This window comes from Bdellovibrio sp. HCB117 (assembly GCF_047305915.1).
In the GTDB taxonomy this organism is placed as follows: domain Bacteria; phylum Bdellovibrionota; class Bdellovibrionia; order Bdellovibrionales; family Bdellovibrionaceae; genus Bdellovibrio; species Bdellovibrio bacteriovorus_B.
Genome location: NZ_CP178622.1, coordinates 3278135 through 3304483, shown reverse-complemented (window position 1 = coordinate 3304483; position 26349 = coordinate 3278135). Strand labels below are relative to the sequence as shown.

General features: G+C 45.1%; 18 protein-coding genes and 1 pseudogene. 12 read left to right on the top strand and 7 right to left on the bottom strand.

Annotation, left to right across the window (positions count from 1 at the left end):
* Window positions 1-115: 115 nt before the first annotated feature.
* From hmgA to add, 3 genes are all read right to left on the bottom strand, one after another.
* The gene (hmgA, locus tag ACLWBD_RS15550; RefSeq protein WP_413568896.1) at window positions 116-1396 is read right to left on the bottom strand and encodes a homogentisate 1,2-dioxygenase; all 1281 of its coding nucleotides are present in this window, start codon (window positions 1394-1396) and stop codon (window positions 116-118) included.
* Between the two features lie 68 nt (window positions 1397-1464).
* Entirely contained in the window at window positions 1465-2055 is a 591-nt protein-coding gene (locus tag ACLWBD_RS15545) for a DUF6624 domain-containing protein (protein ID WP_063205262.1), read from the bottom strand.
* Window positions 2052-3071 carry an adenosine deaminase gene (gene add / locus ACLWBD_RS15540; RefSeq protein ID WP_081112129.1) on the bottom strand — a complete coding sequence of 340 codons (1020 nt, stop codon included), beginning with the start codon at window positions 3069-3071 and terminating at the stop codon, window positions 2052-2054. Before add ends, ACLWBD_RS15545 begins: the two co-directional genes overlap by 4 nt.
* Window positions 3072-3137: 66 nt before the next feature.
* Between add and ACLWBD_RS15535 the strand changes: the two genes are divergently transcribed.
* A complete protein-coding gene (locus ACLWBD_RS15535; RefSeq protein WP_413568895.1) occupies window positions 3138-5177 on the top strand; it encodes a transketolase C-terminal domain-containing protein in 2040 nt (679 codons plus the stop codon).
* A gap of 111 nt (window positions 5178-5288) precedes the next feature.
* On the opposite strand, the gene ACLWBD_RS15530 is transcribed toward ACLWBD_RS15535, so the two are convergent.
* Window positions 5289-5777: a chemotaxis protein CheW gene (locus ACLWBD_RS15530; RefSeq protein ID WP_063205260.1), complete on the bottom strand. Its 489-nt coding sequence runs from the start codon at window positions 5775-5777 to the stop codon at window positions 5289-5291.
* Window positions 5778-6052: 275 nt separating this feature from the next.
* On the opposite strand from ACLWBD_RS15530, the gene ACLWBD_RS15525 reads away from it, so the two are divergent.
* The 5 genes from ACLWBD_RS15525 (at window position 6053) to ACLWBD_RS15505 (ending at window position 13170) form a co-directional block, all read left to right on the top strand.
* Complete coding sequence (locus ACLWBD_RS15525; RefSeq protein WP_413568893.1) at window positions 6053-8068, top strand: chemotaxis protein CheA; 2016 nt, start codon at window positions 6053-6055, stop codon at window positions 8066-8068.
* Window positions 8065-8934: a CheR family methyltransferase gene (locus tag ACLWBD_RS15520; protein WP_063205258.1), complete on the top strand. Its 870-nt coding sequence runs from the start codon at window positions 8065-8067 to the stop codon at window positions 8932-8934. The genes ACLWBD_RS15525 and ACLWBD_RS15520 overlap by 4 nt, the downstream gene beginning before the upstream one ends.
* A gap of 18 nt (window positions 8935-8952) precedes the next feature.
* A complete protein-coding gene (locus ACLWBD_RS15515; RefSeq protein WP_063205257.1) occupies window positions 8953-10011 on the top strand; it encodes a protein-glutamate methylesterase/protein-glutamine glutaminase in 1059 nt (352 codons plus the stop codon).
* A gap of 187 nt (window positions 10012-10198) precedes the next feature.
* The gene (locus ACLWBD_RS15510) at window positions 10199-10996 is read left to right on the top strand and encodes a S1 family peptidase (protein ID WP_063205256.1); all 798 of its coding nucleotides are present in this window, start codon (window positions 10199-10201) and stop codon (window positions 10994-10996) included.
* Window positions 10997-11058: 62 nt separating this feature from the next.
* Window positions 11059-13170 carry a prolyl oligopeptidase family serine peptidase gene (locus ACLWBD_RS15505; protein WP_413568891.1) on the top strand — a complete coding sequence of 704 codons (2112 nt, stop codon included), beginning with the start codon at window positions 11059-11061 and terminating at the stop codon, window positions 13168-13170.
* Between the two features lie 28 nt (window positions 13171-13198).
* Here the strand turns inward: ACLWBD_RS15505 and ACLWBD_RS15500 are convergent, their stop codons facing one another.
* A complete protein-coding gene (locus ACLWBD_RS15500; RefSeq protein WP_063205254.1) occupies window positions 13199-14260 on the bottom strand; it encodes a hypothetical protein in 1062 nt (353 codons plus the stop codon).
* Window positions 14261-14470: 210 nt separating this feature from the next.
* On the opposite strand from ACLWBD_RS15500, the gene ACLWBD_RS15495 reads away from it, so the two are divergent.
* Window positions 14471-15211, top strand: a complete 741-nt coding sequence (locus ACLWBD_RS15495) for a hypothetical protein (RefSeq protein WP_413568889.1) — start codon at window positions 14471-14473, stop codon at window positions 15209-15211.
* Here the strand turns inward: ACLWBD_RS15495 and ACLWBD_RS15490 are convergent, their stop codons facing one another.
* Both ACLWBD_RS15490 and ACLWBD_RS15485 read right to left on the bottom strand, forming a co-directional pair.
* Entirely contained in the window at window positions 15212-15970 is a 759-nt protein-coding gene (locus ACLWBD_RS15490) for a cyclic nucleotide-binding domain-containing protein (RefSeq protein WP_413568887.1), read from the bottom strand.
* A 137-nt stretch (window positions 15971-16107) separates the two neighbouring features.
* A complete protein-coding gene (locus ACLWBD_RS15485) occupies window positions 16108-17307 on the bottom strand; it encodes a poly(A) polymerase (RefSeq protein WP_413568886.1) in 1200 nt (399 codons plus the stop codon).
* A gap of 138 nt (window positions 17308-17445) precedes the next feature.
* On the opposite strand from ACLWBD_RS15485, the gene ACLWBD_RS15480 reads away from it, so the two are divergent.
* The 5 genes and pseudogenes from ACLWBD_RS15480 to ACLWBD_RS15460 form a co-directional block, all read left to right on the top strand.
* The gene (locus ACLWBD_RS15480) at window positions 17446-18261 is read left to right on the top strand and encodes an alpha/beta fold hydrolase (RefSeq protein ID WP_413568884.1); all 816 of its coding nucleotides are present in this window, start codon (window positions 17446-17448) and stop codon (window positions 18259-18261) included.
* Window positions 18262-18325: 64 nt separating this feature from the next.
* Complete coding sequence (locus tag ACLWBD_RS15475; RefSeq protein ID WP_413568882.1) at window positions 18326-19942, top strand: DEAD/DEAH box helicase; 1617 nt, start codon at window positions 18326-18328, stop codon at window positions 19940-19942.
* Between the two features lie 158 nt (window positions 19943-20100).
* Window positions 20101-23775, top strand: a complete 3675-nt coding sequence (locus ACLWBD_RS15470) for an RHS repeat domain-containing protein (RefSeq protein WP_413568880.1) — start codon at window positions 20101-20103, stop codon at window positions 23773-23775.
* Window positions 23776-24222: 447 nt separating this feature from the next.
* A complete protein-coding gene (locus tag ACLWBD_RS15465; protein ID WP_413568878.1) occupies window positions 24223-24972 on the top strand; it encodes a hypothetical protein in 750 nt (249 codons plus the stop codon).
* A 429-nt stretch (window positions 24973-25401) separates the two neighbouring features.
* Window positions 25402-25959: pseudogene (locus ACLWBD_RS15460) on the top strand (RHS repeat-associated core domain-containing protein); the annotation flags it as partial.
* Window positions 25960-26349 lie beyond the last annotated feature (390 nt).

Here is a 26349-nt window from a genome sequence, read left to right as displayed (position 1 = left end):
GTTTTTCTGGTTATTGCGTGTCTTAGAATGAAACATCAAAGTGGGATGGATGGTAATTCGATCTCTGAGAGGACTTGGCGGCAACCCGATGTTTCAAGGTTGCCGCGGCCTAATATTACTTAAAATTCTTTTTAAAATTTTGCCAGCAGTCTTGGTAGTCTTCTTGAATGAAACCTTTACCCATCGCGAAGTCTGTCACCATGTACGGTGCGCGCGATTCAAACATAAAGGCCATCGTATCGACGATCTTGTGAGGTTTAAGATCGACCTTGCTCGCTTTTTCAAAAGCATCCACGTCAGGTCCGTGTGCAGAATAGAAGTTGTGCAAACTTCCACCGCCCGGGACAAATCCTCCTGCCGTTTTTGCGTCGTACTCACCATAGATTAAACCCATGTATTCGCTCATGCAGTTTCTGTGGAAGTAAGGCGGACGGAAGGTGTGTTCTGCGACCATCCAGCGTGGTGGGAAGATCGCAAAGTCCACATTCGCTGTTCCTGGTGTATCACTTGCTGAGGTAAGCACAGTGAAGATGGAAGGATCTGGATGATCGTAACTGACCGTATTCACCGTGTTGAATTTACGAAGATCATATTTGAAAGGAACATAGTTTCCGTGCCACGCGACTACGTCTAAAGGAGAATGTCCCATCTCCGCCACCCACAAGTCGTTGTTGAATTTTCCGATCAATTCAAAAGAACCTTCTTTGTCTTCAAATGCCGCGACCGGTGTTAGGAAATGACGACGGTGTGCCAAGCCATTGGCGCCGATAGGTCCTAACTCGGGAAGACGGAAGGGCGCTCCGAAGTTTTCTCCGATATAGCCTTTGCAGTTTCCTCCCTTTAACGGATTCACTTGCATCTTCATTCCGCGAGGAACTAGAACGATTTCTCCTGGCTCGGCTTCAATAATTCCTAATTCCGTTTTGATTTGTACGGAACCGGCTTGCGGTACGAAAAGAAAATCGCCATCGGCGTTCATGAAATACTTATTCCCCATCTCTTGATTGAAGGAATAAAGATGAACATGAAGGCCGCGTTGTTCGTAAGCAGAGCCATTGCCGCACACAGTGCGAATGCCTTCAACGAAATTTCCAGCCGTGTCGTTTGTGGCATTCCAGCGCATTTGATTGGGATTGATATGCTGAGGTTTAAAAAATGTTTTTTGTGTTAGCTCTTTAAGCGGCTTAAACGCCTTGTGCATCACGGAAGGGCGAATGCGATAAAGCCAAGTATACATGTTGTGATGACGAGGAGCTGTGAAGGCGGAACCACTGAGTTGCTCTGGATAAAGCCCTAATGGAGCGACTTGCGGAGAGTTTTGTTCTAAAGGAAGCGCGCCGGGACGAGCTTCTGACGAAAAGTGATTACCAAAGCCTGATAAGTATTGTGTTTCCATAGATAGAGATAATCAGGCCAGAGCTTTGTTAGTCAACTTGGAAGTAGGATGACAGGCTGAGCCTCCTCCTAGGTTAGAGAGCGCCAACCTGTTTTGCGCGTCCATTCCAGAAACTCTTGATGGCGCTTAGCAGGGTCGGGCGGATGGTATTCTCCGTCCCGAGGTGTCACAACCAAACTTTCCAATGGCGGAAGTCCCATTTGATGTCGGCGTTGATTTAATTTATCTGGATCTTCCACTTCAGTGATTCGCAGAATTCCGTTTTCGTCCCAGTCAGCATTGGTGGCATAGACTTGTTTACGGCCCTCATAAAAACGAATGCGATCCACAAGAATCGCGACATAAGATTTGGGCACCTTGTTTTGCTTAGCAAGATCGACTAAGACCTGTTCTTGGGCGCGCATAAATTCAGGCAAGCTGATCGCATGCAGGACAATTCTTAAAGCGGCGACACAGGCATCTTCACCGACCTGATCTATAGTGGGAAAACCTTTATTGTCTTCGATCAGTTTTTTCAGTTTATCGGCGTTACGCAGATGCACTTTTTCCATGGCGGGATGATAACCGTGAAACAACTCGCCTGTGCTGGCCAGGACTTCGCGGGTGGCTTCGTCTTCGCGGATCAGGTGCAGAAGTTCTTCTTTTAACTTTTCGTTCATCCAAAGAACTCCGACATAAAGCGATTTTTTTCGGCTTCAGGAAAGAAACTGGCATCAAAAGAAACTTGATTGCAGCGTTTGAAATCTTCTTTGCTGAACCCATGAACACGATGAAGAACTTCATAGTCGTCACTTAGCTGGGTTGCAAAAACACCGGGATCATCCGAATTGATGGTCACGAGAATTCCTTGCTCCATCAGTTTGCGAATCGGATGCTCTTCGTAGGTTTTAAAACTCTGCGTCAGGTAGTTACTGATCGGGCAAACTTCCAAAGGAATCTTGCGGTCGCGAACGAAGTTTAGCACGTCGGGATTGTTAATGATCTGAATCCCGTGACCGATGCGTTCGGCTCCTAAGATCTCAATACTGTCCCGAACCCAACTGGCAGAATTTGGCGCCTCTCCAGAATGAACCGTGATATGCAGTCCGGCCTTTTTTGCTTTTTGAAAAAGCGGCGCAAAAATTTTTGGATCAAATCCTTCTTCATTGTCGGCAAGATCCAAAGCCAAGAAACTGTCTTTGTGGTCAATCGCGAAATCTACGACTTCTTCGGCCACTTCATAAGGTTTGATTCTTTGAATAATACAAATAAGTCCGATGGCCATGGGATATTTCTTGCGAGCCATCTCGATGCCTTTATGCAAAGACTTGTGAATCTTTTCGTAAGTCAAAGATTTGTGGCCGTCGGCAATAAATGTGGGAGCATAACGAAGCTCTAAAAGTCGTATGCCATCGTTGTAAGCGTCTTCGCAGGCTTCAAATGCAATGCGAGTCAGGATTTCTTCACTGGCTAATACTTTTTGCGCATTCAGGAATTTGTTTAGCACCGAGCCCAGGTCTTTCATGGGACCTGTGATAAGAAATTGATCTTTTTGACCTTGAGTCGTCTTTGCTAAAGGAATCCCTACCTGCGGGGCCAGTTCGATGAGTGTACTCCAACGCACTGAGCAGTCCAGATGGCGGTGTAACTCCACCTTTAGGATGTCGCGAATATTATGGGAATAAAGTTTTTCCATTTAACGCTCCCGGTAAGCAGCCCCTGCGCTTTACGCGGCTAGGCCCTTAGAGTAAAACTAGATCTTATGACAGAACCCATCCAAATCAAAACAAAACTCGCGGGCAATCCTTCACAGGAGCCTCAATTTAAAACCTATGTCAAAAGCAAAGACGGACGCCAAATTCCTGTGGCGGATCCTCGCGCAACGCGCGTGCTTGTGTCTTTGATGGACATGAATGCCGTCCTCGGCGGAGCGGCTTCTCACTACGGTGGACCTGCTGCTTTGGCAGAATTAATGTCGGCTCTTCACGGCCATGTTTTCGACGTTTCTTCTCGCGTGAAAAAACAATGGTACGACATGTTCCATTTGATCAATGATGCTGGTCACTGTGAAAACGGTTTGTATGCTTTGAAAGCCAACTACGGCATGGCGGGTTTGACTTTAGACAGTCTTAAAAAATTCCGCTCTATCGAAAGCGGATTGACAGGTCACGGTGAAGTTCATTGTTTCCCTGAAGGTGTATTCATCTCGAACGGTCCTTTGGGTTCGGCTTTCCCGCAATCACAAGGTGTCGCGATGGGTGAAGCTATTGCTGGCACAAACCGCGTGACGGTGACAACGATTTCTGATGGAGCCTGCATGGAAGGAGAGGCGAAAGAATCTTTCGCCGCTATTCCAGGCCTGGCGCAAAAAGGAAAGATGGGTCCTTTTGTTTTGATCATCAGTGATAACAACACAAAACTTTCTGGTCGTATTGACGCCGAGTCATTCTCGATGACGCCGACATTTGAGTCTTTAAAAGCTTTGGGATGGAATGTGATCACTTTGCAAGAAGGTAACGACTTGCAGAAATGTTACGACACTATCGTGAATGCGATTGAAACAGCTCAGGCAAATCCAAAAATGCCTGTCGTCATTCATGCAAAGACGGTCAAAGGTATCGGAACTAAGAAAACCATCGAGTCTGCTTCCGGTGGTCACGGGTTCCCTTTAAAGAGCCCAACAGAACTTGCGGCTTTCTTGGGTGAGATCTATGGCGGTGAAGCCCTTCTTCCCATTTACAATATGTGGATTGATGAACTTCATAAGTGGGAAGCTGAAATCAAAGCTAGCGGAGTCAAAGATTCGGGTGAAAAAATTCAAACGGGTGTTTCTGCGGCGATGATTCGCGCTCGCAAAGCGGGTCTTCCTGTATTGAGCGTGACTTCGGATCTTCCGGGTTCCACGGGGGTCGCGGGTTTCCGTAAAGAATTCCCTCATGACTCTTTTGATGTGGGTATCGCAGAAAGCAACATGGTTTCAACAGCGGCAGGTCTTTCTAAACTAGGTTATATCCCAGTTGTTGATACCTTCGCGCAATTTGGTGTGACGAAAGGGGCTTTGCCTTTGACCATGGGGGCTTTATCTGAAGCGCCGATTATTGCGATCTTCTCCCACACTGGTTTCCAAGATGCGGCCGATGGGGCTTCTCATCAAGCGTTGAGCTATATGGCAATGGTTTCATCAATTCCTCACGTGGACGTTTATTCGTTGTCTTGCAGTGAGGAAGCTGATGCTTTGGTTTATGCAGCTATCGAGAACTTCGCAAAAGCTCGTAAAAATGGTGAAGTGCCAAATTCTTCGATTTTCTTCTTAGGCCGTGAAAACTTCCCTAAGTCATATGTAACACCAAGTTCTTACGACTTAAGAAAAGCGCAAATTCTTATCGACACAACGTCTGGTAAGAACGGCAAATGCGTAACGATTGCAACGACGGGTTCATTGGTGCCGCAAGCTTTGAAAGCGGCGCAGGACCTTGAAGCTAAAGGCGTGGGTGCGATTGTTGTCAATTCAGCTTGTGTAAATCACATTGATGTCGCGACTTTCAAAGCTTCTTTAGAGAAAACGCAAGGTCAATTGATTACGGTGGAAGATCACCAAGTGATTGGTGGCTTCGGACAAATGCTGACGCATGCATTGTCGCAAGCCGATGTGACTACGTTGAAAGTGAAAAGCTTAGGTGTGCACGGAGAGTTCGGACAAAGTGCCTACACGGCGATGGATTTGTACCGCAAACACAAAGTGGATGCCGGCGCAATCGTTGAAGCAGCAGGCGGTTTCTTTCAAAAAAGCCAGGCTTGGTAGTTTTTTAAGTTTGTGTTGATAACTTAACACAAATGCGAGCCTGCTCATTTCAAAATAAAAAACCCGCAGTTTCCTGCGGGTTTTCTTTTAAATCTACTTTTAAAATATCTATTAAGCAGCTTCTGAGTGAGAGTACTGAGCCATTGTGCCCATTTGCTCTGATGAGAAAGCAGAAACGATGTCTACTAGGATAACAACTTTGTTATCAACCTTACCCATACCACGAACGAAAGACATTGCATTTTCGTTACCAAGCACTGGAGAAGGCTCGATTTGGTTTTCTTGAAGATCTACAACCTCTTTAACAGAGTCTACGATCATGCCCACTTGACCGATTTCAGTGTCGATCACGATGATGCAAGTGTCTCGTGTAGTGTCTTGTGCTGACATACCAAACTTCACGCGAAGATTTACTACAGGAATGATTTTACCACGAAGGTTCATCACGCCTTTTACATAGTCTGGTGTACGAGGAACAGGAGTAATCTCACCAAACTGATTGATCTCACGCACTGTTTCGATCGCCACGCCATATTGCTCAGCCATCAATTGGAAAGTTAGATATTGGCCTGGTTTTGCTTTCATAGATACATCGCTCATTGTAATTGCCTTTCAAGTAGTAGAAATAAAATCACTCAAACAACTCTTCGAGAAAAACGGCTTCGAACTTTAAGGGATTTTGTTGCTGGACCTAATTAAGTAAAAAAGTTAACAAAGTCACATTTTGAGGCGCGCAATCTGAGACAATAGTCGGGTGAATGTGAGGAACTTCGTCCCCCGTTTTATTTTGTCTCATTCTGGACTAACGACGGAAACAGAAGAACCCTCTATCGTCCGATAATTCCTTGTGATTTTTATATGATAATGGAGCGCACATGAGCGGTGATAATTCCTTTTTTGAAGAACTGCAGATGGATTTTTTGAACGAATCTGCGTTCATGCTTGAGCAATACGAAGAATACATGATGAGGCTGGAAAACAGTCAAGATCCTGCAAAAGACCTTACGGACATTTTCCGTGTGGCGCACTCGGTGAAGGGTGGTGCTGCGGCGGTAGGGTTGACGGATCTTTCTAAGTTCGCTCACGTGATGGAAGACCTTTTAGATCTTTTGCGTTCGCGCCCAGAGCTAGTGAACTCCAATGTAATTTCACTTCTATTAACATCTGGTGACGAATTGAAAAACCGCATTGCCTTTTTACAACAAGGTAAAACAGGGGCATGGGATCCGGCTGAACTGAAAGCTCAGTTGATTCAGATTACCGAAGAACTTTCCGGCAAACAATCTTCGCATAGCAAAGAAGCCGCCGCTCCGGCTCATGATGAAGTGAAAGAAGCTGCTCCAGATGATTTCTTTGCAGCGGCCGCTCCCGTTGCTGAAGCCGCTCCTGAAGATGATTGCACTAATCACGAATTACTTGCAGAGCTTCTTGGACAGTTGTCCCCTGAAGACCGCGCTGAATTTGAAGCTAAAGAAGCAGAACAAAAAAAGGCGGCACCAGCTCCTGTCGCTACAGCTCCGGCTCCTGCGCCGGTTGTGGAAAAGCCCGCGTTGAAAGTTGTGGCGTCTCAACCAACTCCGAAAGAGTCAAAGCCCGCAGCCAGTTCGGCTCCGGCAGCATCGGACTCTAACGGTGGCAATAATAAAGGTAAGTTAAACGGAACTATCAAAGTTGACACCGGTCGCGTGGACTCAGTTCTTGATGCGGTCGGCGAGCTTGTGGTTCTTAAAAATCAGCTTGTGCATGACGAGACGGTTCGCAGTGGCGTGAACTTGCGTCTTGAAGGCATTGTCGATCAATTGGATAAAGCTGTGCGCGAGTTGTACGAAAAAACTTTGAGCATTCGCATGACGCCGCTAAAATCCATGTTCATTAAAATTCAACGTATCGTTCGAGACGTGTCTTTGACTTTGGATAAACCGGTTGATTTGCAATTGATTGGTGAAGAAACAGAGGTTGAAAGAACCGTTTTTGAACTTCTTGGCGATCCTCTCGTTCACTTGGTTCGTAACTCGATGGACCACGGGGTGGAAAAGAAAGAAGTGCGCTTAGAACGTGGTAAACCCGCGACCGCGAAAGTGACCGTATCTGCAAAACAATCAGGCGGTAACGTCACGATTGATATTACGGATGACGGTGGCGGTATCAACCGTGAAAAAGTATTAGGTAAGGCGATTGAAAAGGGCTTTGTTCCGCAAGGAGTGGATCCAGCGACAATTCCGGATGAACAAGTTTATCAATATATCTTCTATCCCGGTTTTTCGACGGCAGATAAGATCTCAGATCTTTCCGGTCGAGGTGTTGGTTTGGACGTTGTTAAGTCAAACCTTGATAAAATCAATGGTAAGATCAACATCTATTCCAAAGCAGGACAGGGAACAACGTTCCGCCTGACAATCCCCCTAAGCACGGCGATCACGGACGGTATTATCGTAGCTCTAGATGGGGCTCGTTACATCCTTCCGATTCATTCAATCCGTGAAATCGTGCGCGTTCTTCCAAAGGACTACACGAATATTTCTGGTGCGGGAAAAGTGGCAAGCATTCGCGGTCATTTATTGCCGGTGATTGATGTCTCCAAAACTTTGGGTTCGATCAATTGGAGTTTGAATAAAAAAGATCAACAATTGGAAAAACGCCGCGAGAACTCTTTGAGTGCGCGCCGTGAAGAAACAATGTTGGTGATTATTGAGTCTATGACCGGTCAAATGGCGTTCCCCGTGGACGACGTTTTAGGACAGGCTCAGGTGGTTGTGAAACCAATCACGACAGGTCAAGACATTCCAGAAGTCGCGGGCGCCGCGATTCTTGGAGACGGCCGTACGGTTCTAATTTTGGAACCGGGGGCTTTAGTGAATAACGTAGCTAAGGGTCGGGAGATGGCGGCATGACGGCTGTAAAAAAGAATGAATTAGTAGGATCTCTTTACGATTTTGAAGAGATCAAGCTTTCAGATAAAATGTTTACGAAGTTTGCTGAGCACATGTATCAATTGGCGGGTGTGGACCTTCCACTGACGCCAAAGAATCATGCACTCATCCGTAATCGCATCGTGAAGCTTTTAAGAAGACACTCTTTGAAAAGTTACGAAGAGTATTGGACATTATTAGAAAAAGGCGGACCGGACTTAACGTCTGAATTTATTTCGGCGTTGACGACGAATATGACGTCTTTTTATCGCGAATCGAATCACTTCGATTTCCTTCAAAATATTATTCCTGAGCTGGCAAAAAAGTTTGGCTCGGACATTCGCATGTGGTGTGCCGCCGCAAGTACGGGCCAAGAGCCCTACACAATTGCGATGACAGCCTGTGAAGCTTTGGGCGAGACTTCATCTACAAAAGTGCGTCTTTTAGCAACCGACATTGATTTGCAGGTCTTAAAGAAGGCCTCTGTTGGTACTTATGAAGAGCGCGAAATGCAAGGTCTTCCTCCAGCTCAAAGAGTTAAGTACTTTGAGAAGGTGAAAGCCAATGGCGACGAGTTTTTCAGGGCCAAGGATTCTATCCACAAGATGATTCGCTTTGCTCCCTTCAATTTGATGAATCCCAAGTACGAATTTCAGCATAAGTTTCACGTGATCTTTTGCCGTAACGTCTTGATTTACTTTGATGAGCAGACCACGAAAAAGGTCATTGATAATTTGGTATCTTGCTTGGCGCCGGGTGGCTATTTGATTTTGGGCCATTCTGAGTCTGGAAACGTTAAGCATACTGGTTTGAAACCCCTTTCCAGAGCTGTTTACCAAAAGCTTTAACCAGTAAAGGCCCCATTTATGGCGCAAAAAATTCGTGTTTTAATCGTTGATGACTCTGCGGTGATCCGTAAGCTCTTGGAAAAGATCTTCAGTTCTTCTCCGGATATTGAGGTCGTGGGTACCGCTTCAGATCCTTACATCGCACGTGACAAACTGGTGGCTTTGAAGCCCGATGTAATGACTTTGGATGTTGAGATGCCTCGTATGGACGGCATCAGCTTCCTAGAAAAAGTCATGCAGCACTTTCCAACTCGTACGATTATCTTTTCGAGCTTAGCTAAAACGGGTTCGGAAACTTATTTGCGTGCGTTGGAAGCGGGCGCGATTGAAATCATGGAAAAACCTTCCATTGACGTCAGCCAAAGCTTAGAGACGCTTTCACACTCGATTATCGAGAAAGTGAAAGCGGTTGCGAAGGCCCGCATCAATCCCGTGAAAAAAGTTGTGACGCCGGGAGCTCCTGTTCAAAAAGTGGCGACGTCACTGGCGCGTACAACGCATCAGTTGATCGCAGTGGCTTCTTCAACGGGTGGAACAGAGGCATTGAAAGTTTTCTTGTCGGGAATGCCAGCGGATATTCCTGGTACTTTGATTGTGCAACATATGCCGCCCGGATTTACGAAATCTTTCGCGGATAATTTGAACAACATGTTTCCTTTTGAAGTCAAAGAGGCTCAAGAAGGGGACCAAGTCGTTCCGGGTCGTGTATTGATCGCTCCAGGAAACTATCATATGGAAATCCATCGTAGTGGTGCCTTCTATCACGTGAAGCTTCATCAAGGGCCGGCATTGCACAGCGTGCGTCCTGCCGCAGACTATATGATGAAGTCCGTCGCGAAGTACGTAGGTAAGAATGCCTTGGGAGTAGTTTTGACGGGGATGGGTAAAGACGGTGCCGAAGGTCTTCTGGAAATGAAGAATGCCGGTGCTTACACTGTTGCTCAGAACGAAGAAACCTGCGTCGTGTACGGAATGCCAGCGGCGGCCGTAGCTTTGGGTGCGGCCGACAAGATTCTTCCTCTCGATAAGATTGCCGGCGATCTCTTGAAACAAGTTCAAGTTAGAAACGCTGCTTAATGAAAAGAGCCCGCAAGGGCTCTTTTTACTTTCCTCCTTTATTTGCACTCGACTTTGCAAATGTTTCATCTTTTGGGCTAAAAACGGGGTGTTTCCGACAGATTTCCCACAAAAGTGTCAACCAATAGCGTGGTTTCTGAAATTCAGATCGGCTAAAAAGGCTTCATCAAAACGAATGAGGTTTTTTATGAACAAGACATTTCTTATTTCTCTTTCATTCTTGGCGCTCACTGCATGTGCTCCACAGAATGATATTTCAACGATCCAATCTCCTGACACAGCTATTGTAGGTGGCGATAAAGTCGAAGCGAACACCGCTATCGGTCGTAGCACTGTAGGAATTTACGAAGCAAAATTGGGATATATTTGCTCAGGAACTCTTGTTGCTAAGAATTTAGTCCTGACTGCTGCGCACTGTGTGGACCCGAAAGCCAAGGACCTTGTTGTCTTCTTCGCGCAAGAAATGAAAAAGGCTTCTCAAGATCAACTTCGTCGCGTCACAGGAGCGATTGTTCACCCTGACTATACAGAAGAAATGAAAGAAGCGGATATGGCAGATCTTGCATTAATTCGCTTTGAAGGCGAAGCAGCTCCAGGATTTGTTCCTGCACCGATCTTGTTTGATGGTGGACATCTTTATAACGGCACAAAAACTATTGTTGCTGGTTATGGTTTAAGCTGGACCATTGCGCTTAAGCGTGGCGCCGGAACTTTAAGAACAACCGAATTAAAAATTGATAAGGCCCAATATTCTCGCACGGAAGCGATGTTGGGTCAGTCCGTGCGCAAAGGTATTTGCAGCGGAGACTCTGGCGGGCCTGCTTACCTTGAGATCAACGGACGTTTGCATGTGTGGGGCGTAGCTAGTCGTGGTGACTCATTGCCTGGATTCTTAACTCCAAAGTGCATGCTCTTTTCCGTGTTCACTCGGGTTGATGCTTATCAAACTTGGATCACAGATTCCATGGCAGAGCTGAGCCGATAATTGTAGACCGTCGGACGGCTTCCTTTTAATATCAAGACTCTCGGAAACAAGGGAGTCTTGATATGACATTATCGAAATCCATTCTGCTATTGCCCTTTCTTCTAGTGGCTTGTAAAACCAATACCATGCAAAAAGAAATGGCGAAGCCCTACGAAGCAGAAGACAAGTATCTTTGGTTAGAAGAAGTCGAAGGCCCAAAGGCTTTGCAGTTCGCCAAAGAAGAGAATAAAAAAACTCTAGATCATTTCAAAAAAAATCCTCTGTTCAAAACTTTAGAAAATGATATTCGCAAAATTCTTCTGGCGAAGGATCGCGTTCCAGGCGTCAGCCTTAAGAACGGCGAACTTTATAACTTCTGGCAAGACGAAAAGCACGTCCGCGGCCTTTGGAGAAAAACAACTCTTGAAAGCTACAAAACCGCACAACCCAAGTGGGACGTGATTATAGATGTCGATGCGCTGGCTAAAAAAGATGGCGAAAATTGGGTTTGGAAGGGCGCTTCCACATTACCGCCTCATCATGACAGAGCTTTAGTGTATTTATCTCGAGGCGGTAAGGACGCGGTTGTTGTTCGTGAGTTTGACATGAAGACAAAGCAATTCATCAAAGGGGGCTTCGAGCTTCCCGAAGAAAAAAGTGATGTCTCTTGGAAGGATGAAAAAACCGTTTTAGTAGGAACTAATTTTGGTCCCGATTCTATGACGAATTCTGGGTATCCTCGTATTGTCAAAGAATGGAAACGTGGGACTTCTTTAAGTGAAGCCAAAACAAAGATCGAAGGTGTGAAAGAAGACATGTCGGTCTATGGGTACACTCAGTTCACGCCGGAAGGGACCTACACTTTCTTTACAAAACGTGTGGGATTTTACGAAGGTGTGGATTGGTACGAACTTCCTGATGGAAGTCGAGTGGAAATTCCGATGCCTCACGATGCGGAATTTAATGGCGTCTTTAAAAATCAGTTCTTATATCTATTACGTTCCGATCTAGGCGGGTTTAAAGAGGGAAGCCTGGTGGCTTTACCCGTGGATAAAGTCGGTTTGGGTAAAAACGCGCATAAGTTCTTGCAACTTATATTTGCTCCGACACAGACTCGTTTCCTGCAAGGAGTGTCTTCTTCAAAGAATTACCTTTTCCTGTACACGATTGATAACGTGCTTTCCAAAATCGTGAAGGCGTCATTTGAGGGCGAAAAGTGGAAGCTTGAAAATGTCGAGCTCGGCGGAAATGGGATGGCTTACGTCACTTCAACAGAAGATGAAAGTGATACTTATCTGGCTCAGTACGTAGATTTCTTAACGCCTTTTTCAACCTTCGTGGGAAATGCGGCGGATCCCCAGAATAAATTAGAACTTATTAAAAAGTCTCCAGAAAGATTTAATCCTCAAGGATTGAAAATCACTCGTCATTTGGCGACAAGCAAAGACGGAACCAAAATTCCGTATTTCATGGTGGCCAAAGAAAATATCAAGTTAGATGGAAAGAACCCGACACTTCAGTATGGTTATGGTGGCTTCGAAGCTGCGATGCAACCGGGGTATCTAGGTTCTATTGGCAAAGTGTGGTTAGAGCGTGGCGGCGTTTATGTTCTGACAAATCTTCGTGGTGGAGGAGAATTCGGTCCCGCTTGGCATAAAGCAGTCTTAAAAGAAAATCGTTATAAGGTCTATGAAGACAATATCGCTATTTCCGAGGACTTGATTGCTCGCGGCGTGACGGCTCCACAGCATTTAGGAATTTCGGGACGCTCTAACGGAGGCCTTTTAACTGGTGCGACGTTCACCCAACGTCCTGATCTGTACAGTGCGGTGATCGTGGGCGTTCCACTTTTAGATATGCTCCGTTATCACAAGCTTCTAGCCGGTGCGAGTTGGATGGACGAATATGGAAATCCTGATGATCCCAAAATGCGTGAAGCGATTTTAAAATATTCTCCTTATCAAAAAGTGAATGCCGAAACGAAGTATCCGGAAGTCTTTTTTATGACCAGTACAAAAGACGATCGCGTGCATCCAGGCCATGCCAGAAAAATGGTGGCTAAGATGCGCGAACAGGGTCATCCGATTTTCTATTACGAAAATATGGAAGGCGGGCATGCCGGAAACGCCAATATCGAACAAAGTATTCTTTGGAACACCTTAGAGTACACTTATCTCTGGGAGAAACTGAAATAGGTCAAGGCACCGGAAGGTGCCTTTTTTATTAGAAGACGTGACTGCAGTTTACAATCTGGTTTTTTCCGCCCAGAAGATTTCTGAAATAAGAAAGCACATTGGTTTTCACCATCGCTAGCGCAGGCAGGGTGGCTTTTAGGCCTTCGCTGCGGAAAAGATAAAAACGTGTCGCCTCATTTTGGAAAACCAAGATGGCGCCAATACCTGGAGGAAATGACATTCCCGTTGAAGCAGCCCAACCAAACTGGTTCGGACCTTGGCGGAAAACACCCGTTAAGCCACCGTATGTAACGCTGTTTTTCTGAGTCGCAAATTTATCCGGACGTTGTTCAAAGACCAATCCATAAGTGCCGGCGGCCGAAACCTCAGCTACGCCCGTTAATGTGGATTTCAATCTTTCAACGTCCATGAAAAGTTCAAAGACGAATTTACCTTTACCAGAGCCATCCACTTTTCTTCCGAAAGAGGCACCAAAACCTAAAAGATAAACGAAGCCCCCCGATTTAGGGACGTAGCCACCCAAGCCGCGGTTATTCATGGCTTCAACCATTTTGCGAGGTAAAGCCAAGCCACCTGAAAGAGAAAACATGACTGTTCCCATTTTCGCGTTACTGCGCGAAACGGTGTGTGAACTTTCATAAAAACGGTTGTTCAGCTCTAAAAGAGCTTTATTGATCTTTGCTGGAGAGATGCGGAAGAAGGCCAAAGACTTTGCAAACTTATTCAAAAACGCATTCTTCTTTGCCAAGAATGAAGCAATTTCTGAATCATTCAGCTGTAAAACCTTCACAAGATCATTTTCGTTGCGGGGGCCATTCCAGATTTCAATTTGCTCTTTGGAAGGTTCGCGATTCATGTTGTCGCGGGCTTCACGAATGAAAGCCTCACGATCAAAATCCTTAACGGATTCCTTCACTTCTGAAGGATCTAGTTTGATCTCTAGGCTTTCAGTTTCAACCACGGCCTCGCGGGTTGGTTTGTCCTCAAAAACCAATAGGTTTGTGTCTTCATCCATGGCCTGCGCCGAAGAAATGAACGACAAAAGTAAAATGAAGGTCACATAAAAAAACTTGTGGTTCCGGAAAGCCATAATCCACCTCAACATAGATTCTTAAAGCAATCCGTGGACCTGCTCACAAGGCTTATAAGCTGTAGCGAGTGTCTAGGGAATGCTTAGACTCTTTGAAAGCAACGGAAATTGGCACAGACGCGAAGCTTGAACAGGCAAGGTCTTAGTAAACTCGGTGCGGACGCGCGCGGATTTTGCATCATATAAATGTATATCTTTGGGAGTATCATTTTGAGACAGTTGCGCTCTTCAATCATAGTCTTGGCACTTTCGATCATGGCGACACCCACATGGGCCAACGTCACGTGCTCCTCCGTTTTCGAAGATGCCGCGTGGGTGATCACCACACGAGTTGAAAAGAATAAATTCGCAACCAGTCGGGATCTCTGGGAATACAAGTACATGTTACACAAAGATTTTTCGGTCAGTTTAAGTCGACTCACACCCAGTCAGCATTGGGTGGACCTAGGCGCGGGCAAAGCCAACGCTCAGATCGATTATCTGAAATCGTTTTCTAACTCTTCTTCCGCTGCTTCCGCTACAGCGGTGGCCTTCAAACTGGATCGCTGGTTTTCGCCGCCAAAGTTTGACGGGAAATTGCAAATACGTGAAGGGGCTTTTGAATCTCAGAATACTTCTCAGTGGAAAAAAGCAGATTTAGTGACGGATGTTTTCGGAGTCGTTTCTTACACTCACGATCTTCATACATCCCTGCAAAAAACATTTGATCTAATGAACGTGGGCGGAGAGTTCTATATTCACGCCACAAACTTCGCGACAAGCATTCGTACGCCAGAAAGAAATTTAACCATAACGGACTTTTTAGAAAGTATTGATGGCCTGAAAGTCGAAGGGCGTTTCGGCACTATCAAAGTAACAAAACTAAAAGAGAATGTGCAGGTTCCGCGGCTGCGCTTAATTAAATTCAAAGACGATGCCCCGCCTTCGAGAAGTTTTGAATTGCTTCCGTGATTAACCCGTTAGAGCTTTATTGGCTTTCTTAAGACGCTGAGAAAGTGTTTTCACCAACGCCTTAGCCCATGAAGGGCGCGTGAAGATCACATTTTCAATGGCGCTGTTAGGAATAGCAATAAGCTCTACTTCAGTGATGGCTTCTACTGTGGCTGAGCGTGGATCTTGGTTGAAGTGACCCATTTCTCCGACAAATTCTCCGGCCATGATTTCACCCAGCATGATGCGATCGCCTTCGTTATCCAGGCAATAAGCGCGCAAGCTGCCTTTTTTCACGATGTAAGCCAGTTCGGTGCGATCGCCTTCTTTGAAAAGCACCTCACCTGGTTGCAACTGCTTCAGTTCATATTGCTGTTGCGGGTCTTCTTGTTTTTTCGGAGACACGATTTTTGAAATACAATCAATCACGGCTTGTTCACGATCCGGTTCCGTTAAGAACTGAATACGGCCTGAGCTCACTTCGTGATGGAAGATATCGTGATCTGCTACGTAGGACATGATGACAATAGAAATGTCGTCATTATTTTTTTCTTTTAAAATCTTGCTGACGATATCAAAACCCGAACCTTTAGGGAGATACTCATCTATCAGAATGGCCTTGGGATGAACGTTGTCCAATTTGTACTTGGTCTCAAACCACTCGGATCCGTGAAAGACTGTGCAGTTTGGAAAATTGCGGGTTAGAATATCGGTGCAACGCTGGATGCGCGTTTTATCTCCGCTGACGATCAAGAACGTGTTCTTTTTTTCCTGCCCCATCGCTAAAACCTTCCCTAATTAAACCCAGTCTCTGTTTGAGACCCGGTCAATGGCGAGACAGTACTATTATCATATGGGAGTTTACGCTCAGCAAGTTTCAGAGCTAAAAACGAAACAACACGTTTTAATTTGAGAAATTAATGATGGGATTCCTCGGAAGAAGCCTTCACCGGCATTCCGCCACGGTACTTTTCCACTTGCTGCAACCAATAGTGCATTTGCGAAGCCGACAAAGAGTAATCCATAAATGCCAGTTTCATCGCCAGACCGAAACCTTCGTTGTGAACGAAAGCCATCTGTCTTCTTTCACCTTTGCGCGAATAGTTTTCGATGCGATGAAGACCCTGCATGATGTGCAAAGCTTTAAAGAAAATGGCGCCCTCTTGTTTGAAGATGCCCATTTCCTCTCGCATGAAGTAAGCAAGCTTTGGATCATTCAAGATTTCATCGTGGTTCCAAGGCTCTTCCCCGTACTTCGCCTTCATAAATGCCATCATGAAAGCCGCGAACAATTCGGTGGAATCATCTTTGTTAATGCCCGCTGAATTCATGCGCGCTAAATGGATTTCAAAGATTTCCATTTGGTGCGGATCCATGAAGACAGAGTTCAGGCCCGGAAGAATTTGCTCTAGGATGTGCAAATCGAAAAGTTCCATGAAGGCCAAGTGCGGCTCTTTAAGACGCAAGAACTTCAACCACTCTTCACGACGGCGAGGCAGAACGGATTTTTTCAATTCCGGACTGCATTCGGCAATCGCAGCACGCATCGAGGACTCAATAGAAAAATGCAATTTATGAGAAAGACGGATCGCGCGCAAAATGCGAATCGGATCTTCAATCAAGCGACCTTTCGGATCGCCGATCATGCGCAGAACGCGATCTTGGATATCTTGAAGTCCGCCGCAATGATCGATCAGTTTGTGTTGAACGGGATCATAGAAAACGGCATTGCAGGTAAAGTCGCGGCGTTGCGCATCCTCTTCGGAGGTTCCGAAATAATTATCGCCCTCAACCGAATCGTCTCCAGTCGAAATTTCTTCGGCTGTGACGTTGCGACGGAAAGTCGCGACTTCAAACTGGTGATCGCCCCGCTTAACCAGAACAAGTTTGAAACGGCGTCCGATGACATAGGCATTCGGTACTTTTTTACGAACTTGATTGGGAAGAGCGCTGGTCGCGATATCAAAGTCTTTTGGATGAATGCCCACAAGCAAATCACGCACGCAGCCGCCGACCAGGTAAGTCTCAAAGCCAGCATCCTGCAGGTTGCGCACAATTCTTAAAGCATACGAATCAATCCAGTCCTCATGGAGCTGGGGTCTTTTTTGGGGCATCATTGACGCTGAATCTATACCCCTTCGCATCAAAATTCAAATTGGAATAACAAAAACTCGCAACAAAGGCTGTGGAACTTAAGTCCTTGAAATAATTAAGGGAGGCTTGAATGCCCAAGGGCCTCGGGGTATAGGAAAAGGATGTCTTATCTCAACAATTTTTATCATCACATTTACGGCCCTGAAAACGGAAGACGCTGGGTTTTCGTGCACGGCCTGATGGGTTACGGGCAAAACTGGCGCAAGATCATTTCTGGCATTGAGGGTACGGAACGGTGCTTGGCCTATGATCAACGCGGGCATGGCCGCTCATTTCAGCCAGGTTCTGGTTATGCTCCCGAAGACTATGCGGACGACTTGAAAATGATTGTCGACGAGCTGGGGTGGGAAAAGTTCATCCTGGTCGGGCACTCCATGGGCGGCCGTAATGTTTTAAACTTTGCCACCCGCTTTCCAGATTACGTGGAACGTCTGGTGATTGAAGATATCGGGCCCGAAGGCAACCCGAAGGCCCATGAGTATTACGAATATTTATTGAATTTAGTCCCGGCGCCTTTTGCGAATCGCGAACAAGCCAAAGAGTATTTTTTTGGGGAGTTCATTAAAACCGCAAAGACCCGTGAAAACGTGCAGGTCATGGCCAATTATTTTTACGCCAACATGGAAGAAAAGCCGAACGGTCTTGTGGACTGGCGCTTTTCAAAGCAAGGCATCATCGACTCGGTCCGCTTAGGTCGGGGTGATGACCGCTGGAATGAAGTTGAGGCCTTAGAGGTTCCGACACTTTTGGTTCGCGGGGCCAATTCCAAAGAGCTCAGCCATGAAAACTATCAGAAGATGTTGGCTAGCAACCGCTTGATTAAGGGCGTCGAAATCCCGAATGCGGGCCACTGGGTCCACTCAGATCAACCTCAGGCTTTTAGCGAGGCTTTGCGCCTGTTTGTGGGCGGCTTTTAAGCCGCCTCTTTGACTTTTCCCTTTGCTGTCAGTACTTTGGGGTTTCAGATCGGAGTAGTAAAATTTGAAATTCTCAGAATTGAATTTAGATTCTCAATTGTATTCGGCAATCCATAGTATGAACTATGAGGATTGCACTCCCGTCCAGTCGCAAGCTATCCCCGTGATCTTAGAAGGCAAAGACGTTGCTGGTCTTGCTCAAACAGGTACAGGTAAAACGGCCGCTTTTGTTATTCCTCTTATGGAGCGCATTTTAAGAGCGCGCCCGGCTGCAGGTGATGTCACAGAAGAACAAAAAGCTGTGATCGAAAAGCGCGCTTTCAAAGACTGGAAACCTCAGAACTTCGTTTTAGTTTTGGTACCGACACGCGAGTTGGCTGAACAGGTTCAGGATAACATCCTTAAGCTGGGCGAGCACTCAGGCCTTAAGGGTTTTGCGATTTACGGTGGGACGGGTTACGACAAGCAAAAAGATGCTTTGAAAAACGGCGTAGAATTCATCGTCGCAACGCCAGGTCGTTTGATCGATCTTTACAAAGAACACTTGGTGGACTTGAAACAAGTTCGCGCGATCGTGTTCGATGAAGCTGATCGTATGTTCGACATGGGTTTTAAAGACGACATGAAGTACATTTTGCAACGTGTGCCTCGTGAGCGTCAGTTCCTAGTCTTCAGTGCGACTTTGAACTTTGATGTTTTAAACACGGCTTACCAGTTTGGTTCAGAGCCTGTTGAAATCAACATCAGCCGTGATCAAGCCAAAGCGGAAAACGTGAAAGATCAGATCTTCCATGTGGGCAGTGATGAAAAACCTCAGCATCTTTTATCTTTGTTAAAAGTGAACAATCCAAAACAAGCGATCATCTTCACGAACTTTAAGCTCAGTGTAGAAAAGATTGCGAAGTTCTTGGTGGATAATGGTGTTCCTGCAATGGCGATTTCAAGCCTTCTGACTCAAGCGCAGCGCAACCGCGTGATTGAGCAGTTTAAAGCAGAAAACAACATGAACATCCTCGTGGCTACTGACGTGGCGGCTCGTGGTTTGGATATCAAAGGTGTCGACCTTGTGATCAACTACGAACTTCCGATGGACAGTGAGTCTTACGTTCACCGTATCGGTCGTACGGGCCGCGCGGGGACAACAGGTCATGCATATTCTTTGGTCGGTGATAAAGACATCGAGTCTTTGGCGCGTATTGAAGAATATTTGAAGCACAAAATCGAGGTTGGATATCTTGAAAATGATCAATTGATTCAAGAGTTCAAGCCGATGCCAAGACATCATGAAGGTCACTATCCAAAATCTTTGGATCGAGCTCGTGGACCTCGCGGAGAGCGTGGCGAAAGACAAGGCGGCGGAGAACGTCGCAGCGGTGGCGGACCGAATCGTCCACGCCGTGATGGTGAACAACGCCGTCATGACAAAGGACCTCGTCCTGAGCGTGGTGAACGTGATCAACACAAGTCAGCTCAAGGCGGTCAAAACCGCGGACCTCGTCCTGAACATAAAAAACACGACGGACCACGCAAGCCACAACATGGTAAGCGTCCAGAGCACAAAAAGCATGAGCACCGCAAAGGTCCTCATCAGCACCACCAGGGCAAGAAAACGCCAGCCGTGGTTGCACAAAAATCCTTGGGACAAAAGATCTCGGGATTCTTCAAACGACTTTTCTCATAAAGAAAACAAGGGGCTTCACGGCCCCTTTTCTTTTTCTATTTCTGTTGTGATTCAAATCATTTTCCAGGGATCAAATAGCTGTAAAAAATTCTTTTTTGTTTATATTCATTAAACATCGAACAGTTTTGTTTTAAAACAAAGTTTTATCGGAGCGTTTAATGAGATGGTTTTTGTCCGCCCTTCTACTTACGGTTTTCTATTCCATTGGTTCTAATGCTGGAACGCTCAGCTTATCACCGTTCGATCAGCTGCCTCCACCTACGGATAGTGATTGCTATAATTTCCCCAAGGAATGTAGACGTTATCCCCGTCCAGCGGCGCTGGGAAACGCCGTTAGCTGTGTATATTTAGGAAATGTTAATATTCAAAGAATTAGACCCGATTATTTTTACTTTGCATTTGATTACATCAATCAATGTGGAGTTCCAGTTCAAGCAAGCATCAAATCTTCTCTTGGATGGTCCAATATTGAAACCATTCCAGCAGGGGCGCATGTATATATCTTCTATGCTCCTCAAACAGAGCAAGATTTGCCGTTGGAGCTTAAGTTAGATAAAGTAGGCGGTACAAATCCCACTCCACAGCCGCAACCAACTCCGGCACCTGTGGATCCAAATCTGCCTTTACCTATGTCGTCGAATGAGCCTGGCATCTGTCTTCCGGGCGTAGGAAGTACTAAGATTCCCGGGTTTTCGACATTGAACATGGAGACTATGTCTTTCACGGAAGAAATTCCTATAGCAGATGCTCCATTTTCACTTATCTATATCAGTGAAAGATATTCGGATAGAATTCGAAAAGGTTTGGATCCCGACATAAGTAAGAGCTTTGTGGGAGGATGGTGGCTGTCGATTCACTCGTACTACAGCTGGAAAACCAAGACAATCTACTATGGTAACGGCGACAAACAGGTTCTAAATTTTACCCCGAAAGCAGAGAGTGACGGCAGTGTCCTTCTTTTGAACCCTTCGGCAAGTAATTATAGTGAGTACGATAGTGATGGAGATCTGCGCTATACCAAATCAGCCTACAGTCATAAAAAATTGTTCAATGTATCTTATAAAGGCGATTACGTTGATATTACTGATGCATACGGGAAAGTTTGGCGAACAGACTATACAAAAGGGGAAATCATTTCTCCGAATGATGTGAAAACTATCTTCGTAAAAAATGAATCGGGAAAACTAGTCCTTGTTCGACTGCCTAACGGCGCGACTTATGAAATGACCTATGATTCAAATTACAGGCTTGCGACGTTTAAAAAGCCACTTGGAAAAGTAACGACATTTGTTTACGACAAGGAAGGGAATCTTCAAAAAGATATTCGTAGTGACGGCCGGTATATCGAGATTACTTCTACGTCTAAAGATAAAATAATGAATGCTTATGCTACCACAAATTCAGGTCTTCAGCGTCGCTACGAAATTGCTGGCGCCAATTACGGGACTCATCGAAATGTTCATACTGAATATGGTGCAATGTCCAGTGTGTTAAATAGAACTGCAGAAAAGGATACTCATGTTTGGGACATCTACGGCGGAAAAACTGAAATGGTCCACGCTGACGATCCTAGATGGAGAGTTGAGAGTAAATATCTTCGGTCTTATTCGTTTAAAGCAGGATCGATTAATATCACTAGAAAGCAAACAAGTACGTATAATAACGGGATTCTTCAGTACAATATTGTTCACCAAAACGATGCGAAAAAAACCTATCGTTTTCTAGTTCACATGAAGCCGGATGAGGTGTTAACGGGCATCCAAACTCCAGAAGCTAGATTTGCGACCCGTACATACAATAATTTCGGGGATATTTTAAACAGTTCTAGCGGCAGTATCACGCAAACGTATTCTTACGATCAAAAGGGTCGGCTGATTCAAGTCACTGCTGGCGGCAAGAACACAAAGTTCGAGTATGGAGCTAACGGCGATCTGAATAAAGTAATTGATCCGTTGGGACTTCAATATTTATTTGAATATGACAGCGTGAAGAGAGTTTCAAAAGCAACCTATCCTAATGGAAGTTTTGTCAGTTTTAGCTACGACCTTGAAGGGAATTTGACAGGAATTAAACCTCCTTCAAAGCCAACGCACACGTTTTCTTTCAATCAGAATGGCTTACCTGTTACTTATTTAGCACCTTTAGTTGCAACAGCTGGCGATACAAGTACAGAAATTCGCTATGACTCCGAAGATCGAGTTTCACAAATTATTCAAGGTGGTAAAACTGCTGTCGTTTATAAATTTGGAGTTAACGACAGTCGTTTAGTGAAGGTAGAACACAGTCATGGATCAACAGATATTTCTTATGCCGTCAATCCAGACAAGAAACCTACAGATCTAGTAGGAAGTCTACAAACCTCTGACGGGGTAAGAACTTCATATTCTTATATATGGAAACTTCCGGAAGTAGTATGGACTCAAGGTGAAGTCATCCACACTTTAAAATACAAGTATAATCCTGATGCAAGCTTGGCTGCGCTCGAAGTAGCGGGTAAGGATGGAAAGCTTTTCAGTACAGGTTTCAAGTATGATCTAGATGGTTTATTAGTGGGGGTGGGTTCCTTAAGGTACGTCATAGATAAGTCTGGTCGGATAGAATCTTCTGCTCTCGGCGTAGTTAACACAAAGACCCAGTACAATGATTATCTAGTCACAGCTGAAACAGTGACCGCAAACAAGAAAAACATTTTGGTCACTAATCTTAATCGAGATGCTATTGGGCGTATCGTCTCAGAAAATTCCAATGGAACCGCGATTACCTATGAATATGACACTAATGGAAGACTTGTGCGCGCCACCCAAAATGGCGTGGTCCGCGCATACGAATACGACGAGAATGGAAATAGAATTGCTTTCAAATCAGGTAACACGGTTATAAACGGTCAATATGATGAACAAGACCGATTGTTATCTTACGGACGTTTCAAATTCTCTTATTCCGATGCTGGCAACTTATTAAAAAAAGAAGAGTTCCAAGGACCGGCAAGTGCTCCGTTAGTAACGACATATGACTATGACACTCTAGGAAATCTGCGAAAGGTTGTTCTTCCGGATGGCCGTATCATCGAATATGTCATCGATGGTCAGAATAGAAGAATCGGTAAAAAAATAAACGGCCAACTAGTTCAAGGATTCATCTATCAAACTCAATATCAAATCGCCGCAGAAACAGACGGCGCTGGCAATATCATCCGCCGTTTCGTTTATGGCTCAAAGATAAATATTCCCGATTACGTCGTCACTGGCGGAAAAGAATATCGAGTTATTTCCAACCAAGTAGGAACACCCAAAGCAATCGTAGAGTCTTCAACGGGAAAAATTGTTGAGACTTTAAGTTATGATGAGTTTGGTGTGTCCCTTGATGGTAAACGCAGTTCATACCTTCCATTTGGTTTTGCTGGAGGGCTTAGCGATAGCGACACAGGTTTATTGCGTTTCGGAGCTCGCGATTATGATCCGGAGACTGGTAGATGGACTTCTAAAGATCCAATACTGTTTAGAGGTGGCGATACGAATCTCTATGGATACGTTTTGCAAGATCCGGTAAATTTCATTGATCCAGAGGGAACAACTTGGAGGGATGTGAACGTTAGAAATCTTTTTAGCGGCGGTCTATTGTTTACTTTTGGGGCAGCTGCAGTCGTTACTGCTCCTGCAAACCCGCTTGGGGCAATCGGTGCGGTAATCGGTGGTACTGCGGCGCTTGCCGGTGTTAGCATGATTATTGATGAGTACAATAACTTTAAAAAGGATGCTGGCGATTACACAAAGAATCAAAATCCGTACTCGCCAATTGTTCTTCCTAGTACAAACGCGATAAAATGCCCTTAAGATGCGAAAGGACCGAGAATGAATTTCATATATATTTTTCTTCTAATTATAACGGTGGTCTTGTTTGCTCTACTGATTCCAGCTGTATTTGAGGCGAAGAGCCTTCGTAAGCAAAGTAGTTCTGTCAAAGGTGGAGAAAGTAGCATTCAACTTTCGGTGGCATCATCGAAAGTTAAGTTTCGATTTAGATTGTTTTTGTTGATTGGATTGATCGATTTGGTTGTGCTCTTTGTAACTCGTTAAGTGACTTCGTTGTATTAAGAACTGAAGACATATAGGGGCCAAGCAGCGACCAAAAATTCAAAAAGTTCTCGAAATTCAGCCTCAGACCCCCTCCGGGTCTGGGGCCGCCCGCGATTCTTGCACAGGAGATTTTTCCAAAAGGGACCTGATTTTCAAAGGTTCTATGTTGCCATGGATACCTGCATGCCCAGAAAGGAAGATGAGTTGGAAAATAATTTAGATAAAAATCTTTCTGTAATATTGGTAAAGTTAGCGCGGCCTTTTCTGGCAATAGCATTTATCGCAACAGCAGTGCTCTTTCTGATCAGTATAAAATTTCTTATGGAACCTTGGTTGGCAGCTGTTTTGACTGTTATTGGAACCCTTTTGGGCTTCTATAGTATTTGGCTCACGCTAGAGATATATCGCATTAGCGATCACTTATCGCGTGAACAGACGAAGTTACTTGAAGGTCAGCATAATGTCGTAAAAGAAGTTCATCTTTCGGTGATGGCAGCACTTAAATTTCAGCATTTACATGACCTGCGACGCAAGTACGATGACTCAGAGGGAGATGATGAGAGGCGACCTTACTGGAATTTTATTTGGCGCTTTGAGTCCTTTGATTTTCTTAGCCTTCGTTTGGAAAATGAAGGCTGGGCACGGATTCGTATTCTTGGTAGTAATAATCATCCACTAAAGATAAACACTGATCACGGCGAAATTCCTATTTACACTGTTGACGTACTTGAAGTCAGAGATTGTGATGAGCTCTCAGTGGGAAGAGCGTATTGCTGGTGCCCGGCAGGAGAGATGAGGATTAGCAATAATGCAGATGGAATTACTGTATTAAATCCCTCATTTTCTTTTACCTTTAGTGGTCTTGGTCCTATAAGAGGTGGTGCTGTCGCTGAGACCCCCCCAAACTTTCTTCGTTTAAAAGACGTCCAATCGCCAAGTTCGGTAGGCAATTGAAACCTCGAGACAATAAAAATAGAAGTATTCTCCTTAACCTATAGGTGTGAGAAAGTCGGAAGTAGTCACGAGTTTGGCTAAGTCTTCAGAAGCACCAAGGTCTTATTTTTTTGAAAACTGTGATTTTCAATTGTGACTGGCTTGTGACGCCCGTTGTGACTACCTACTTTGGGGAATAAATTCGGCAGAACGTTTTCGCATCTCACAAACCGTGATGATGGCCACAGTGGTGAGTTCCTGAAATCAGGAGCTTTGGAAGCTTTTGAAAGAATTGAAGGCCGTTGCATGGCCAAAAATTCAAAAACATCTCGAAATTCAGTCACAAGTTGCAGATGATTAGATTTAAAAAATTATCCACTCCCCTCTGAAATTGCGATAGCGAAAAAATTGCTCAGCAGTTCGCGCGCTTGAGATAGTCATTATGATCCGGAGATCGGGAGATGGCTGGGCAAAGATCCGATCGGCTTTGGCAGTGGCGATACAAATTTGTATGGATATGTGTTGAATGATCCGATTAATTTAGTAGACCCTAGCGGGAACTGCCCTTGGTGTATTGGTCTCGTGGTAGGCGCAATCACCAGTGGCGCTTCTGCATATCTTCCGGACGGAAACATAAACCAAATTTTAACAGCAGCCGGGATAGGTGCCGTTACAGGTGCAGCTACAGTGGGATTGAGTGCTTTGACCGGAGGAACAGCTTTGGGCGTCATCTCATCAGGTGCCTTTATGGGCATGGCTGGAAACGGAGTTACACAGCTTGCTACGGGTGGGCAATTTAATACAGGTGCATTCTTTTTGGCGGGTGCCGCAGGAGCTATAGGTGGTGCTGTTGGATTAGGTGCCGGGAACTTCGCGTTTTTTAATACAAGTGTAATTGGAAACTCAATTGGGGTATCTGCCGCAGCTCGAAGCGCTATGTTTAGCTCGGCCTTAGTAGGTGGCGGAGTAGGGTTTGGAGTAGAAAATGGTGCTCTCATGTGCCAATGATGAGAAAGTCTGAGTATGACGAAATTTGAAAACATAGCATGCGTTGCTTTCATTGTTCTTTTTATATTTGGTCTTAAACCCACGATAAAAAATTTTATGGTAGCGTATAGAAATGAAGGAAACAAAGTTTCGAAGGGCATGCGTTTGTTCTTAATGTCCTACTTTGGTGTCTCTTCGTTAGGTATGCCTTTTTTGTGTATTTTTTTGATTTATTTATTAATTACCAAAAACAGCTAATTCGTAAGCGACACATACTTTGTGAAACTTTCTAAACCCTCGTTGGGCGGTGAAATAGAGACTCAACTGCTCACAATTGTATGCGCCAGTTCACTGGTTTTTGTTGGACGATCATATATTTACAATGGAACTACGAAAGAATAAAAGTAAGCT

Coding starts and splice junctions, on each gene's coding strand:
- ACLWBD_RS15545 (WP_063205262.1), bottom strand. CDS start 2,055: ATGAACGAAAAGTTAAAAGAAGAACTTCTGCACCTGATCCGCGAAGAC.
- ACLWBD_RS15485 (WP_413568886.1), bottom strand. CDS start 17,307: ATGATGCCCCAAAAAAGACCCCAGCTCCATGAGGACTGGATTGATTCG.
- ACLWBD_RS15500 (WP_063205254.1), bottom strand. CDS start 14,260: ATGGCTTTCCGGAACCACAAGTTTTTTTATGTGACCTTCATTTTACTT.
- ACLWBD_RS15505 (WP_413568891.1), top strand. CDS start 11,059: ATGACATTATCGAAATCCATTCTGCTATTGCCCTTTCTTCTAGTGGCT.
- add (WP_081112129.1), bottom strand. CDS start 3,071: ATGGAAAAACTTTATTCCCATAATATTCGCGACATCCTAAAGGTGGAG.
- ACLWBD_RS15535 (WP_413568895.1), top strand. CDS start 3,138: ATGACAGAACCCATCCAAATCAAAACAAAACTCGCGGGCAATCCTTCA.
- ACLWBD_RS15510 (WP_063205256.1), top strand. CDS start 10,199: ATGAACAAGACATTTCTTATTTCTCTTTCATTCTTGGCGCTCACTGCA.
- ACLWBD_RS15515 (WP_063205257.1), top strand. CDS start 8,953: ATGGCGCAAAAAATTCGTGTTTTAATCGTTGATGACTCTGCGGTGATC.
- ACLWBD_RS15470 (WP_413568880.1), top strand. CDS start 20,101: ATGAGATGGTTTTTGTCCGCCCTTCTACTTACGGTTTTCTATTCCATT.
- ACLWBD_RS15480 (WP_413568884.1), top strand. CDS start 17,446: ATGTCTTATCTCAACAATTTTTATCATCACATTTACGGCCCTGAAAAC.
- ACLWBD_RS15490 (WP_413568887.1), bottom strand. CDS start 15,970: ATGGGGCAGGAAAAAAAGAACACGTTCTTGATCGTCAGCGGAGATAAA.
- hmgA (WP_413568896.1), bottom strand. CDS start 1,396: ATGGAAACACAATACTTATCAGGCTTTGGTAATCACTTTTCGTCAGAA.
- ACLWBD_RS15525 (WP_413568893.1), top strand. CDS start 6,053: ATGAGCGGTGATAATTCCTTTTTTGAAGAACTGCAGATGGATTTTTTG.
- ACLWBD_RS15530 (WP_063205260.1), bottom strand. CDS start 5,777: ATGAGCGATGTATCTATGAAAGCAAAACCAGGCCAATATCTAACTTTC.
- ACLWBD_RS15520 (WP_063205258.1), top strand. CDS start 8,065: ATGACGGCTGTAAAAAAGAATGAATTAGTAGGATCTCTTTACGATTTT.